Origin of the sequence: Neorhizobium sp. SOG26, from assembly GCF_003491345.1 — a bacterium.
GTDB lineage: Bacteria > Pseudomonadota > Alphaproteobacteria > Rhizobiales > Rhizobiaceae > Neorhizobium > Neorhizobium turbinariae.
Window position 1 is genome coordinate 2,273,538 of record NZ_CP025512.1, and the last position, 12,574, is coordinate 2,286,111.

Sequence of the window (12,574 nt, forward strand, 5' to 3'; positions counted from 1 at the left end):
TCCATGACCAATCCAGTTCAACGTGTTGCCATCGTTACCGGCGCTTCCAAGGGGATCGGCAAGGCCATTGCCCTGAGGCTCGCGCAGGACGGGCTTGCCGTGGTCGTCAACTATGCATCGAGCCGCGCAGCAGCCGACGAGGCCGTGGCGGAGATCGAGGCTGCCGGCGGCAAGGCCATTGCCGTGCAGGCCGATGTCGCTGCGACCGATGCCATGGCACGGCTTTTCGATGCCGCGGAACAAGCCTTCGGCGGCGTCGATGTCCTCGTCAACAATGCCGCAATGATGGCGCTCTCGCCGGTGGCTGAGACCAGCGACGACGCCTTCGAACAGCATCTGGCGGTGAACCTCACCGGCACCTTCCGCGGCATCCGCGAGGGTGGCAAGCGGCTGCGCGAAGGCGGCCGGATCATCAACCTGTCGTCCAGTGTCGTCGGCGTTTATGGCCCGACCTATGGCGCCTATGCGGCCAGCAAGGCCGGCGTCGAAGCCTTGACGCATGTTGCTTCCAAGGAGTTCGGTGCCCGCAAGATCACCGTCAATACCGTGGCGCCCGGCCCGGTGGAAACGGAGCTCTTCATGAACGGCAAGTCGGACGACCTGCTCCAGCGCATCGTCGGCTCGATCCCGCTTGGCCGTCTTGGCCAGCCGACCGACATCGCCCCGGTCGTGTCGTTCCTCGCAAGCCCGGACAGTGGCTGGGTGAATGGCCAGATCCTGCGCGCCAATGGCGGCATGATCTGATCCTTCGGCACAGCCGCCCGACGCGGGTTTCGCTTTTACCGGTTGGTCCGGATGCGCTTTTCATGCGTAATAGGTTGCGGCGCCGGTATGCGCCCCAACCGCGGAGCTGCGTTGTGATCATCGTCCATCATCTCAACAACAGCCGTTCCCAGCGCATCCTCTGGATGCTTGAGGAACTCGACATGACCTACGAGATACGCTTCTACAAGCGGGACCCGAAAACCATGCTTGCCCCGCGGGAGATGCGCCAGGTGCACCCGCTCGGCAAGTCGCCGATCCTGGAGGACACCGATGGCCCCGGCGGCATGGGGGTGACGCTGGTCGAGACCGGTGCGATCTGCGAATACCTTGTCGACAAGGCGGGCGGCAGGCTCGGCCCTCCCCCGAGCGGCGAAGGCCACCTGCTCTACCGCCAGTTCATGCATTATGCGGAAGGCTCGTTGATGCCGCCACTATTTGCCAAGCTGGTGGTGAGCCGCGTGCCCTTCCTCGGCAAGAAGGCAGCCCAGCGCATCCAGCCGATGGTGGACGTGCATCTCGATTTCGTGGAACGGGAATTGAGCCGGCGGCCGTGGTTTGCCGGCGGCGAGATGACCGCCGCCGACATCATGATGAGTTTTCCACTGGAGGCCGCGCGGAGCCGTGCAGGACTTGGTGAAAGCCGGCCGGCGACGATCGGCTGGCTCGAGAGGATCCACGCGCGCCCGGCCTATCAGACGGCCCTGAGCAAGGGCGGCGAATACGCCTACGCCAAGGCGCGCGGCAAGGCCTGAGGAAAAAAGATCAGGACTGGCTGCGGCCGCTGGCGACCACCATGCCGGCCGCACCATCCAGCCAGCCGGCCTTCAATTCGAGGCCGAGGAACCGGTCGCGGGCAAACGGGCCCGGCATCACGAGATGCTGGGCCTTTTCCGCCAGAAAACCGAAGCGCTCATAATAGGCGGCATCGCCGACCAGCAGGATGGCGCCATGGCCGCGGCTGGTCGCTTCGGCAATGGCAGCCCGCATCAGCGCACCGCCGATGCCCTTGCCTTCATGGTCGGGATCGACCGCCAGCGGCCCAAGCAGCAGGGCCGGGATCGGCGTACCTTCCGGCGAAATACCAGCCTGGATGTCCCACAGGCGAACGGTGCCGATCACCTGGGCGTCGGCACCACGCGCAACAAGCGCCAAGCCGTCGGCCGGCAGGCGACCGCGGCGGATCTTTTCAGACGACTTGGTGCGGCGGTCCGCCCCCATCGCGCGGTCGAGCAGGCTCTCGCGCGCAAGGACATCGCCCGCCGTTTCGGCGTCGGTCGTGAAGGTGGCGTTCGGCGCAAGGGTCGCGCGGACAGAATCAAGAACAGTGGCCATCGTGGCCTCCCGAACCCAAAACCGTTTCAGACGGTATCAGCGAAAATGGTGGGTTTGCCGCCCCGACTGGTTACGGGGCCGGCGAGGATGAACGCCCTAGATGACGTAGGCCTTGAGTGGCTCGAAGCCGTTGAAGGCGACCGCCGAATAGGTCGTCGTATAGGCGCCCGTGCCTTCGATCAGAACTTCGTCGCCGATCGTCAGAGAGATCGGCAGCGGATACATGTTCTTCTCGTAGAGCACGTCGGCGCTGTCGCAGGTCGGGCCGGCCAGCACGCAAGGCTCCATCTGGTCCGCATCGCGCACGGTGCGGATCGGATAGCGGATTGCCTCGTCCATGGTTTCGGCGAGACCACCGAACTTGCCGATGTCGAGGAAGACCCAGCGATGGTTGTCGTGGTCCGACTTCTTCGACACGAGGACGACTTCAGCCTTGATGACACCGGCATTGCCGACCATGCCGCGACCCGGCTCGATGATCGTCTTCGGCAGGTTGTTGCCGAAATACTTGGTCAGCGCAGCAAAGATCGCCTGGCCGTAGGCTTCCGCCGTCGGCACGTCGCGCAGGTACTTGGTCGGGAAACCGCCACCCATGTTGACCATCTGCAGGAAGATGCCCTGCTTGGCGAGCTGCGCGAAGACGCGCTTGGCATCGGCAAGGGCGGCATCCCAGGCGTCGAGCTTGGTCATCTGCGATCCGACGTGGAACGATACGCCGTAGGACTCAAGGCCCAGCTGGTGTGCGTAGACGAGCACGTCGACCGCCATCTGCGGCACGCAGCCGAACTTGCGCGACAGCGGCCATTCGGCGCCCTCGCCATCGGTCAGCACGCGGCAGAATACCTTGGCGCCGGGGGCTGCACGGGCAACCTTCTCGACTTCCTCGTGGCTGTCGACGGCATAAAGGCCAACGCCGAGCTCGAAGGCACGCGCAACGTCGCGCTCCTTCTTGATCGTGTTGCCGAAGGAGATGCGGTCGGCCGTGGCGCCGGCATCGAGAGCCATCTGGATTTCGGCCACGGAGGCGCAATCGAAGCTCGAACCCATGGAAGCGAGCAGCTTCAGGATCTCCGGCTCCGGGTTTGCCTTGACGGCATAATAGATCGCGCTGTCCGGCAGGGCATGACGGAAGGCGGTGAAGTTGTCGCGGACGACATCGAGATCAACGACGAGGCACGGGCCTTCAGGACGTCGGGTCTGCAGAAAGTCGAGGATGCGAGCTGTGGTCATCGGTCAGTCCCTTCGAAATCTCAAAGCTCCGGCGGTCAAACCGGAGGACAAAGGACGGATGAGTATGCGCAAGGCCCCGGCCGATGGAGATCCCGGAACCTAAACACGCCCATACGCGCGATATGTAGACCAACGCCCTGCCATGAGCATTGATCCGGCTTTGTCTGCCTTGGATTGGAGGGTGGTCCCTACCGCACTTCCGGCAATGATGGTGTGCCTCTTCAGAATTGCAGGCTGATGGAAAGCCTACAGAGACCAGAAAGGCCCGCACCGTCGTTGCTTCAAGATGTCCTCGCATTTCCCGGTTGGCCGGAATAGCGACTGGAGCGGTTAGTTCCAGGTACCTTACCGATGACCTCACCTTAGGGACTTAGATCCCAATTCGAGGGTCGGCGGACACCCACAGGCACGTGCGACTTTGGGCAGCACGGGAAATAAGAATAAACGAGGTCATAATCAAGAGATTTTTTGCTCTCGCCTAAAATTCGCATTGCACAATTTCCAGCGAGTTCCCAACTAGTAACCGCCGGAGAAGTGGGGTGACGTTTGGATACTTTGACGCGTATGCGCGCTTTCATCGATGTGGTTGAGGCGGAAGGGTTTTCCGCCGCCGCACGTCGCACGGGACGCTCGAAGGCACTGCTTTCGAAATATGTCCGCGAGCTTGAGGACGATCTGGGCGCGCTGCTGCTCAATCGCACCACCCGCCAGTTCTCGATGACCGAGGCAGGCCATACCTATTATCGGACGGCCGCCGATATCCTCAAGGAAATCGACAACTTAGCCGACCTGGTGCGGGAAAATAACGCCGACCTCAAGGGTCGCCTGCGGGTTTCCGTACCACGCACCTTCGTGGATGCCGAGGTTGGCCAGTCGCTGATCGATTTCGCCAAGGATCATCCCGAAGTCTCGCTCGAAATCGTCGCCGAGGACCGATTCGTCGACCTCATCGAGGAAAATTTCGACCTTGCGATTCGAATCACCAAGCTTGAGGATTCGGGACTGATTGCCCGCAAGCTCTCCGACTTCCGGGTCTACGCGGTGGCAACGGCGGACTTCGTTGCCAAGTATGGCCCGCTGGAGCACCCGCAGGACCTGAACCGGGTGCCGTTCATCATCGACACCAATTCCCGCTGGCATAACAACGTGCGGTTCTCCGACACCGACGGCGCGACGATTTCGGTGGCTGTAAGTGGCCCGATTGAAGTGAACAGCCCGCAGGCAACCCTGCGCGCCGCGCGTGCCGGCATCGGCGTTGCCATCATTCCGGATTTCATTGCCGGCAGTTCCATCCAGTCGGGCGAACTGGTGACACTGTTTGATGACTACATCACCAAGGATCGCGGCATCTATGCGGTCTACCCGCATCGCCGTTATCTTCCGGCAAAGGTCCGCAGTTTCGTGGATTTCCTGTCGGCCTGGTTCCGGCGCCAGAACCACTGAGCCCGCATTGACCGGAGCCGAAATTCCGTCTCATTTGCGCGTCAGATCACCCAATCGGAAAACAAGAAGCGGGGCGGCCTTCCTTCATGACCTATCTTCGAGCGGCGGCAGTCGGTCTTTTTTCCTTGGCGCCGTTGCCCGCGCTGGCGCATCCGCATGTCTTCGCCGAAGCGCGCCTGGAAGTGGTGGCCGGTGCTGACGGCAATGTCGCCGAACTCCACAATGTCTGGCGGTTCGACGAGATGTTCTCCTCGAGCGTCATCCTCGACTTCGACAAGAACACCGACCTGAAGCTCGACGAAGCAGAACTTGCCGAACTTGGCGAAACGATGCGGACCTCGCTTGCCGACTACAGCTATTTCACCACCATCACCATGAATGGCGAGACGGTCGACGTCACCAAGCCCGACGTGCTGCATGTGACGCTGCAGGGCAACCAGTTGCTGGTGATCTTCGCGATCAAGCCGGTGAAGCCGGTGCCGGTGAAGGGGAGGCTCACCTTTGGCATCTATGACCCGACCATGTACACCTCGATCGATTTCCCGACCGATGAGGACCTGGCGGTCAAGGGAGAGGGTTTCGGGCACTGCCAGCACAAGGTGGTGCGGCCGGACCCCGACGAGATCATCGAGCAGAACAGCGCCACGCTGACGGACGCGTTCTTCAACGACCCGACCGGCACCGACATGACAAAACTGTTCGCCACGAGACTGGAACTGACATGCTGACACGACGACACGGGCTTGCCCTTGCCGTTCTGACTGCCTTTGCCTTGACCAACATCGCGCTTGCCCAGTCTCCGCTGGGCGTTGGTTCTGCCGAACCCTCGTTTTCGACCGGGGGCCCGTTCGGCCCCTTCCTCGCCTGGATCAACACCCACCAGCAGGCCTTCTACAGATCGCTGACGACCGCGCTCAAGGCCATGCGCGATGATCCATGGGCGCTGTCGGGTCTTGTCGGCCTGTCCTTTGCCTATGGCGTCTTCCACGCAGCGGGTCCCGGCCACGGCAAGGCGGTGATCTCGTCCTACATGATCGCCAACGAAGTGCAGCTGAAGCGCGGCATCGTCATCTCCTTTGTTTCGGCGCTGCTCCAGGGCGCTGTTGCGATCGGCCTCGTTGGCGCCGCCTATTTCCTGCTGCGCGGCTCCGGCATCACCATGACGGCCGCGACGCGGGCGATGGAGATCGCAAGTTTTGCCATGGTGGCCCTGTTCGGAGCCTGGTTGCTCGTCAGGAAACTACGGGCACTGCGATTGCGGGTGGTGGGCGCGCCAACAACGGCCATGCTGTTCAACAGCGCCGGCAGTGCACGGACCTCCACCGGCCTCAAGTTCCAGGCGGTTGCGGTCGATGACCATGCCCACAAGGGCGAGACGGAATACTGCGAGACCTGCGGTGTCAGCCACATGCCCGACCCTTCCACGCTGCGCGCCAGAGAGTTCAGTCTCCGGGAGGCATGGTCGGCGATCATCGCGGTCGGCCTTCGCCCCTGCTCCGGCGCCATCCTTGTGATGAGCTTTTCACTGCTGAACAGCCTCTACCTCGGCGGCGTGCTCTCCGTGTTGGCGATGTCGATCGGCACCGCGATCACCGTGGCCCTGCTCGCCATCCTCGCCGTCGGCGCCAAGGACATGGCGCTGAAGCTCGCCGGACCCGGATCGCGCAAGGCGGGATGGCTGGGGCATGCCATCGAGATCGGCGGCGCGCTGTTCGTGCTGCTGATCGGGCTGTCGCTGCTTGGGGCTTCGCTGCAGGCGCCGGGGCTGGGCGGCTGACCGTTCACGTCCGCGATCGGTTCTCCTTGACGAAATCGATGAAGGCGCGCAGCGGCGCCGGCACGAGCCGCCGGCCGGGATAATACAGGAACGGCCCGGAAAATCGTGGCCACCACTCCTCCAGCACCGGCTGCAGTGCACCGCTGTCGAGATGCGGGCGCAGCCAGTCCTCGAACAGGTAGACGATGCCGCCGCCGGCCACCGCCACATCGACGGAAAGCTGGGTGCCGCCACCGGCCTGCACCACGAATTGCGCCGAGGGATCGACCGAGACCTCCTCCCCGTCGCGCTCGAACTCCCAGACCGCCATGGCGCCGCTCGCAAACCGGGCGCGGATGCAGGTGTGGGACAGGAGATCGCGCGGATGCTCCGGCCGGCCGTTGGCCTCGAGGTATTCGGGCGAGGCTGCCGCCGCAAACCGCTGTTCGCGCGGCCCGATCGGCACCGCGATCATGTCCTGCTCCAGCCGCTCCTCGTAGCGGATGCCGGCGTCGCAGCCGGCGGCGATGACGTCGACGAAGCTTTCGTCCGTGAAGATCTGCAACTGGATGTCGGGATAGGCCTTGAGGAAGCCCGGCACGATCTGCGGCAAGACGAGCCGTGCGGCACTCACCGGCACATTGATCCGCAAGGTACCGGCGGGCCTGTCGCCCGAGCCACGAGCGAAATCCAGCGCCGCCTCCATCTCGCTCAACACCGGGCTCAGCCGGTCAAGCAGGCCGCGCCCCACCTCCGTCGGCTGCACCGAACGGGTGGTGCGGTTGAGGAGCCGCGCGCCGACACTCGCCTCAAGGCGGCGGATCGCGTCGCTGAGGCTCGAGGCGCTGCGGTCGGTCACGCGCGCCGCTTCACGAAAGCCGCCGGCACGCGCCACCGCGACAAAGGCTTCAAGGTCTCCCAGCTCGATCGTCATTGTCCGAATCTCCGTACAACCCGTTCGGATTATAGCTGATTATCCTGAGGATGTTCTGCCTCTATCTTTGTTTCGGAAGCTGAAAAAAGGAGCACAGACATGACCAACATCGAAAAATCCGGAACCTACACCCTTGGTGATCGCAGCGTGAAGCGGCTTGGTTATGGTGCCATGCAACTCGCCGGCAAGGGCGTCTTCGGCCCGCCGAAGGATCGCGCCGAAGCCGTCGCCGTGCTGCGTGAGGCGGTCGAAAGCGGCGTCAACCACATCGACACCAGCGACTTCTACGGGCCGCATATCACCAACCAGATCATCCGCGAGGCGCTGCACCCTTACCGCGACGACCTGGTGATCGTCACCAAGATCGGCGCACGACGCGGCCCTGATGCCTCCTGGAACCCGGCGTTCTCCAGGCAGGATCTCGAAGCTGCGGTTCACGACAACCTGCGCAATCTCGGGCTCGACGTGATCGAGGTGGTCAACCTGCGCGCCATGTTCGACGTCCATGGCCCGGCCGAAGGGTCGCTCGAAGAACCGCTGACGGTGCTGGCCGAACTGCAGCAGAAGGGCCTCATCAAGCATATCGGCCTGTCGAACGTGACCCGCAAGCAGGTGGAGGACGGCCGCAAGATCACCCGCATCGTCGGCGTGCAGAACCAGTACAATCTCGCCCACCGCGAGGATGACGCGCTGATCGACCAGCTGGCGAAGGAAGGAACGGCCTATGTGCCCTTCTTCCCGCTCGGTGGCTTTTCGCCGCTGCAGTCGGAAACGCTGTCTAACGTGGCATCGCGCCTTGGCGCCACACCGCTGCAGGTGGCGCTCGCCTGGCTGCTTGCCCGCTCGCCGAACATCCTGCTGATCCCGGGCACCTCGTCGCGCGGGCATCTTCGGGAAAACCTCGCCGTAGCAGATCTCGAACTGCCGGCCGATGCAATCGCGGAACTCAACCAGATCGGTTCGGCCGCAGCCGCTGCCTGATGCTCAAAGAAAAGGCGCGGCGTTACTCGCCGCGTCTGTTTTTCTGGTAACGCGCCCGCAGCCAGAAGACGGCAAAGAAGCCGAGCAGCAAGAGCGCGCCGACCACGAAGCCGAGGATCGGCGAATACTGGCCGATGCCGATCACGATGGTCGGCAGGAAATAGATGACCAGGATCGCGGCGACGAGAATGACCCCTGCCGCGATGGCCTGTGACTTGGCTTCCGGCGTCATGCCATCTCCTTCTTAATCTCGGCGCGGATCTCTTCAAGACGGCGCTTCTGCCGCCCCTCGCCGTCAAAGTTCTCCGGTGCCAGCCATGCCTCGAAGGCCGCCTTCAGGAGCGGCCATTCGCTATCGATCATCGAGAACCAGGCGGTATCGCGGTTGCGGCCGCGCGAGATCACATGCTGGCGGAAGACGCCTTCGAAGGTGAAGCCGTAGCGGCGTGCTGTGGTCTTGCTCGCTTCGTTTTCGTTGTGACACTTCCACTCGTAGCGGCGATAACCGAGGTCATCGAAGACGTGGCGCGCCATGAGGTAGTGCAGTTCGGTCGCCATCGGCGAGCGCTTCATGGCGGCGCCATGCGCCACCGAGCCCACTTCCACGACGCCGTTCTTCGGGTCCGGGCGCATGTAGCTTGCCATGCCGACGATCTTGCCGCTGGCGTTTTCGCGGGCGATCAGCGTGACGTAACCGGACGGCCGCACCGACTGCAGCCAGCGATCGAGGTCCTCGGGCTGGTGATAGTCCTCGCTCGGGAAATACTTCAGGAGCTCGTTGATCGCCCCTGCACCGCCCAGCGCCTCCCAGAGCCCCGCCAGATGCGTGTCGCGATCATAGGGCTCGAGCGTCACGAAACGGCCGGTCAGGGTGACCGGGCCCGGAGCGGAAACTTTATAATTCGTCAGGTCGCGCATGAAGGCCTCTTTCCCAGGAGGCAAGAGGCTTAGGCCAGCGCCTCCGGAAAGGCAACCGGCCAGTTGTCGCTGTCGCTAGACGTGCACCTTGGCGGCCGAAACGCTGGCGTCAATATGGTCGATCAGCGCGTCCGGCAGCCCCAGGCGGCCCGCCAGCAGGTCGAGGTAACCTCGTTCGGCGCGGGTGTCGGGATCGATCGTCATGCGGGTCGCGGTATAAAGCTCGACCTTCTGTTCTTCCGTGCGGGCAGCGGCGACGAGATCATCAATATCGACGGGGTTGGCGAGCTCGTTCTGGATGAAGGCTTCGGCTTCCGAGCCAAGATCCACCGCATGCACCTTTTCCATGATGTTGGCACGTTCGGAGGCATCGATATGGCCGTCGGCCTTGGCGGCGGCAATCATGGCCCGCACCAGTGTCAGCGCAAAGTCGTTCGACAGGTGCGACGACTGCGGGCTGAACGGCGAATCCGGCGGCGGCAGGCTGATCGGCTCGCTGGTGGCCGGTTGCGGTTGCGGCACCGACTGCGGCGATTGGCCGGACTGGTAGTTCTTGTAGGCGAGGTAGCCAAGGCCGGCAATTGCAGCGAGGCCGCCGGCGGACGCGACATTGCCCGCGAGTTTGCGGCCCGTCTTGGTGCCGAGCATGGCGGCTGCCAGCCCCGCTGCCTTCCACGGATTGTTGCGGGCATACTCGCCGAGCTGCCCTGCCCGATCCTTCAGGTTTCCGCCCGACATTCCGGGTATCTGCGAACCGAGGAACTGGTCCAGCAGTTTCTTGGCATCGAACATGGCTATCTCCTCACCGTTTGAACGTCCGGTGGAGATAGGAAGCCCAAGCGCGGAAAACAATTTCTCCGCGCCGGATGATGCATGGGCTTGAGGCGCAGCCGCTCTTTGGATCAGGCCTTCAGGTCGGCTGCCTCGGCGGCAAGCTTGGTGATGCCCGCCCAGTCGCCTGCGGCAACCAGGTCCTTCGGCGCAACCCACGAGCCGCCAACACAGACGACGTTCGGCAGCGACAGGTAGTCCTTCGCATTCTTGAGCGAGATCCCGCCGGTCGGGCAAAACAGCGTGCCAGCGAGCGGCGAGGACAGCGCCTTCAGGTAGGCGGCGCCTCCGGCCTGCTCGGCCGGGAAGAACTTCATCACGTCGAAGCCTGCTTCACGCAGCGTCATGACTTCGCTGGCGGTTGCCGCACCCGGAAGCAGCGGCACGGCGGCATCCTTGGCGGCGGCGAGCACGCCCGGGGTGACGCCCGGGGAAACGATGAAGGTGGAGCCGGCCTTGACCGCGGCGTCCCAGTCGCGGCCGTTCAGGATCGTGCCGGCGCCGACATGCGCGCCTTCGACTTCGGCCGCCACGGCCTTGACGGCATCGAGGGCCGCCGGCGTGCGCATGGTGATCTCGATCGCCTTCAGGCCGCCCGCGACGAGCGCCTTTGCAAGGCCCACGGCCGACTTTGCGTCCTCGACGATGAGCACCGGCACGACGGGCTGGAGCTTGAGGATGGAAAGCAGCTTCTCGGTCCGTGTTTCGGTCTGGCCAGCCATGGCGCTTCTCCCGCTAAAACGATTGAAATTCTGCTTGCGGGAATATCGCCGCGGGCTCCCCTTGTCGAGAAAAAACCGGATCTGCGACATTTGCGGTGGTTGCGGATCGGAACCTTTGCTTTAGGCTGCGCGTCGAAGCGCGAGCGTAACGCAGGCGGGTGCATGGCCAAGGAAATCGAGCGCAAGTTCAAGGTGGTGGGCGATGGATGGCGATCGCAGACGGTGTCGTCGTCAAGCTTTCGCCAGGCCTATATCGCCTCGGCCGAGGATCGGTCGGTGCGGGTGCGGATCATGGACGGCGAGCGCGCCAAGCTGACGATCAAGGTCGGCCGCCAATTCATGTCGCGCGACGAGTTCGAATACGAGATCCCCTTGGCGGATGCCGAACAACTGGCCGATTGCGCCGTCGGCGTGGTACTGGAGAAAACCCGGTACGAGGTGGAGCACCACGGCTACACCTGGGAGATCGACGTTTATGGCGGCGCCTACCAGGGGCTGGTCATTGCCGAGGTGGAGATGGAGGATGAGGCCGCCCAGCCTGACCTGCCGGACTGGATCGGCGAGGAAGTGACCGGCGACCGGCGCTTTTCCAACCTGGTGATGGCGACAGAGGACATGAGTTCGGAGTTGGTCCATGGCGTATCGTCTGCGAGCCTCTAAGCCGTTCACCGCGGAATTCCGCGCCGTTGCCGAAAGCCAGCTTTCCCGTGCCATCCGGCTTCTGGAAGACCAGCCCGAAACACCGCATGAGGCCGTGCATGCTGCACGCAAGCGGTTCAAGCGGCTGCGGGCGCTTTATCGCCTTGTCGCACCGGATGCGAAAGCCTTCCGGCATCGGGAAAACGCCCGCATCCGCGATGTCGCAAAGACGCTGTCGGCCGTGCGGGATGCCACCGCACTCATCGAGACGGTCGATTACCTGGCAACCCATGCAGGTTCCGATGACGAGCTCGCCGCGCTGAAGCTCGCGTCCGAAGCGCTGACCGAGCGGCGCAACCGCATTGCCGAGGAAGAACAGGACTTACCTGCAAAGATAACCGCCGCAAGTGCGGCCTGCCGGGAGGCGATTGCAGCACTGGAAGAGCTCGATCTCGATGACCGCCCGGGGCCAACCGCGAAGCGGCTGGCCAAGGCCTGGAAGAAGCAGCGCGAGAAGGCAGACACCGCCCTTGCCGCCTGCGACAGCCAGTCGGATGCCGAGCACTATCACGAACTGCGAAAAGCCGGCCAAGCCTACTGGATGCATCTGTCGCTGCTGCGTGACGCCTGGCCGTCGGCGATGCTCGCCAAGCAACAGAAGACCAAGGAACTGGTCGACATCCTTGGTCACGAACATGACCTGTCAGTGCTGACCGGGCTCGTCAACGAAAGCCCGGACCTCTTTGGCGACAGCGATACCTTGGCGCGGGTGCTGGGCGCGATCATCGCCCGCCAGCAGGCCCTGCGCCAGGAAGCGCTGGAACGGGCGCACGAGGTGTTCTCCGAGACGGCCGAGCGGGAAAGCGATCTCATTGCCACGCTGTGGCACGAGGCAATCATCAACGCGCGCAAGCAACGCAAGGCGAAGAAAAAGTACAAGACGAGCCAGCCTGCGGCAAAAGAAAGCGCCCCCGCCGCTTAAGCAATCCGTTGCGCCACGGCGCATCTGGCTGTATTTCAGCC

General features: G+C 63.5%; 15 protein-coding genes. 8 read left to right on the forward strand and 7 right to left on the reverse strand.

Going from position 1 to position 12,574, the window contains the following annotated elements:
* The first annotated feature begins 3 nt into the window (after positions 1–3).
* Both CYG48_RS11320 and CYG48_RS11325 read left to right on the forward strand, forming a co-directional pair.
* Positions 4–744, forward strand: a complete 741-nt coding sequence (locus CYG48_RS11320; protein WP_118850479.1) for an SDR family oxidoreductase — start codon at positions 4–6, stop codon at positions 742–744.
* A gap of 113 nt (positions 745–857) precedes the next feature.
* Positions 858–1,517, forward strand: coding sequence for a glutathione S-transferase family protein (locus tag CYG48_RS11325; protein WP_118850480.1), 660 nt, complete (start codon positions 858–860; stop codon positions 1,515–1,517).
* Positions 1,518–1,527: 10 nt separating this feature from the next.
* Here the strand turns inward: CYG48_RS11325 and CYG48_RS11330 are convergent, their stop codons facing one another.
* The gene (locus tag CYG48_RS11330; protein ID WP_118850481.1) at positions 1,528–2,097 is read right to left on the reverse strand and encodes a GNAT family N-acetyltransferase; all 570 of its coding nucleotides are present in this window, start codon (positions 2,095–2,097) and stop codon (positions 1,528–1,530) included.
* 96 nt (positions 2,098–2,193) lie between these two features.
* Positions 2,194–3,327 (reverse strand): ornithine/lysine decarboxylase, encoded by a 1,134-nt coding sequence (gene odc2, locus CYG48_RS11335; protein ID WP_118850482.1) that lies wholly within the window; start codon positions 3,325–3,327, stop codon positions 2,194–2,196.
* A 546-nt stretch (positions 3,328–3,873) separates the two neighbouring features.
* On the opposite strand from odc2, the gene CYG48_RS11340 reads away from it, so the two are divergent.
* From CYG48_RS11340 to CYG48_RS11350, 3 genes are all read left to right on the forward strand, one after another.
* Entirely contained in the window at positions 3,874–4,770 is an 897-nt protein-coding gene (locus CYG48_RS11340) for a LysR family transcriptional regulator (protein WP_118850483.1), read from the forward strand.
* An 86-nt stretch (positions 4,771–4,856) separates the two neighbouring features.
* Entirely contained in the window at positions 4,857–5,498 is a 642-nt protein-coding gene (locus tag CYG48_RS11345; RefSeq protein WP_118850484.1) for a DUF1007 family protein, read from the forward strand.
* On the forward strand, positions 5,492–6,547 hold the full coding sequence (locus CYG48_RS11350) for a nickel/cobalt transporter (RefSeq protein ID WP_118850485.1): 1,056 nt from the start codon (positions 5,492–5,494) through the stop codon (positions 6,545–6,547). Before CYG48_RS11345 ends, CYG48_RS11350 begins: the two co-directional genes overlap by 7 nt.
* A 4-nt stretch (positions 6,548–6,551) precedes the next feature.
* On the opposite strand, the gene CYG48_RS11355 is transcribed toward CYG48_RS11350, so the two are convergent.
* On the reverse strand, positions 6,552–7,460 hold the full coding sequence (locus CYG48_RS11355; protein WP_118850486.1) for a LysR family transcriptional regulator: 909 nt from the start codon (positions 7,458–7,460) through the stop codon (positions 6,552–6,554).
* Between the two features lie 99 nt (positions 7,461–7,559).
* Here CYG48_RS11355 and CYG48_RS11360 point away from each other — a divergent pair, with 99 nt between their 5' ends.
* Positions 7,560–8,441 carry an aldo/keto reductase family oxidoreductase gene (locus tag CYG48_RS11360; protein WP_118850487.1) on the forward strand — a complete coding sequence of 294 codons (882 nt, stop codon included), beginning with the start codon at positions 7,560–7,562 and terminating at the stop codon, positions 8,439–8,441.
* A 22-nt stretch (positions 8,442–8,463) separates the two neighbouring features.
* On the opposite strand, the gene CYG48_RS11365 is transcribed toward CYG48_RS11360, so the two are convergent.
* The 4 genes from CYG48_RS11365 to CYG48_RS11380 form a co-directional block, all read right to left on the reverse strand.
* Positions 8,464–8,673 carry a hypothetical protein gene (locus CYG48_RS11365; RefSeq protein ID WP_118850488.1) on the reverse strand — a complete coding sequence of 70 codons (210 nt, stop codon included), beginning with the start codon at positions 8,671–8,673 and terminating at the stop codon, positions 8,464–8,466.
* A complete protein-coding gene (locus tag CYG48_RS11370; RefSeq protein WP_118850489.1) occupies positions 8,670–9,359 on the reverse strand; it encodes a GNAT family N-acetyltransferase in 690 nt (229 codons plus the stop codon). The genes CYG48_RS11365 and CYG48_RS11370 overlap by 4 nt, the downstream gene beginning before the upstream one ends.
* A 75-nt stretch (positions 9,360–9,434) precedes the next feature.
* Positions 9,435–10,151, reverse strand: coding sequence for a tellurite resistance TerB family protein (locus CYG48_RS11375; RefSeq protein WP_118850490.1), 717 nt, complete (start codon positions 10,149–10,151; stop codon positions 9,435–9,437).
* 110 nt (positions 10,152–10,261) lie between these two features.
* A complete protein-coding gene (locus CYG48_RS11380) occupies positions 10,262–10,912 on the reverse strand; it encodes a 2-dehydro-3-deoxy-phosphogluconate aldolase (RefSeq protein WP_118850491.1) in 651 nt (216 codons plus the stop codon).
* 162 nt (positions 10,913–11,074) lie between these two features.
* Here CYG48_RS11380 and CYG48_RS11385 point away from each other — a divergent pair, with 162 nt between their 5' ends.
* Together CYG48_RS11385 and CYG48_RS11390 are read left to right on the forward strand one after the other, a co-directional pair.
* A complete protein-coding gene (locus CYG48_RS11385) occupies positions 11,075–11,572 on the forward strand; it encodes a CYTH domain-containing protein (RefSeq protein WP_118850492.1) in 498 nt (165 codons plus the stop codon).
* Positions 11,547–12,533, forward strand: coding sequence for a CHAD domain-containing protein (locus CYG48_RS11390; RefSeq protein ID WP_118850493.1), 987 nt, complete (start codon positions 11,547–11,549; stop codon positions 12,531–12,533). Before CYG48_RS11385 ends, CYG48_RS11390 begins: the two co-directional genes overlap by 26 nt.
* Positions 12,534–12,574: the final 41 nt, after the last annotated feature.

Excerpts from the sequence above, each read along its gene's own strand:
- CYG48_RS11320 (WP_118850479.1), top strand. The coding sequence starts at position 4 with ATGACCAATCCAGTTCAACGTGTTGCCATCGTTACCGGCGCTTCCAAG.
- CYG48_RS11330 (WP_118850481.1), bottom strand. The coding sequence starts at position 2,097 with ATGGCCACTGTTCTTGATTCTGTCCGCGCGACCCTTGCGCCGAACGCC.
- odc2 (WP_118850482.1), bottom strand. The coding sequence starts at position 3,327 with ATGACCACAGCTCGCATCCTCGACTTTCTGCAGACCCGACGTCCTGAA.
- CYG48_RS11345 (WP_118850484.1), top strand. The coding sequence starts at position 4,857 with ATGACCTATCTTCGAGCGGCGGCAGTCGGTCTTTTTTCCTTGGCGCCG.
- CYG48_RS11350 (WP_118850485.1), top strand. The coding sequence starts at position 5,492 with ATGCTGACACGACGACACGGGCTTGCCCTTGCCGTTCTGACTGCCTTT.
- CYG48_RS11355 (WP_118850486.1), bottom strand. The coding sequence starts at position 7,460 with ATGACGATCGAGCTGGGAGACCTTGAAGCCTTTGTCGCGGTGGCGCGT.
- CYG48_RS11360 (WP_118850487.1), top strand. The coding sequence starts at position 7,560 with ATGACCAACATCGAAAAATCCGGAACCTACACCCTTGGTGATCGCAGC.
- CYG48_RS11365 (WP_118850488.1), bottom strand. The coding sequence starts at position 8,673 with ATGACGCCGGAAGCCAAGTCACAGGCCATCGCGGCAGGGGTCATTCTC.
- CYG48_RS11370 (WP_118850489.1), bottom strand. The coding sequence starts at position 9,359 with ATGCGCGACCTGACGAATTATAAAGTTTCCGCTCCGGGCCCGGTCACC.
- CYG48_RS11375 (WP_118850490.1), bottom strand. The coding sequence starts at position 10,151 with ATGTTCGATGCCAAGAAACTGCTGGACCAGTTCCTCGGTTCGCAGATA.
- CYG48_RS11380 (WP_118850491.1), bottom strand. The coding sequence starts at position 10,912 with ATGGCTGGCCAGACCGAAACACGGACCGAGAAGCTGCTTTCCATCCTC.
- CYG48_RS11385 (WP_118850492.1), top strand. The coding sequence starts at position 11,075 with ATGGCCAAGGAAATCGAGCGCAAGTTCAAGGTGGTGGGCGATGGATGG.
- CYG48_RS11390 (WP_118850493.1), top strand. The coding sequence starts at position 11,547 with ATGGCGTATCGTCTGCGAGCCTCTAAGCCGTTCACCGCGGAATTCCGC.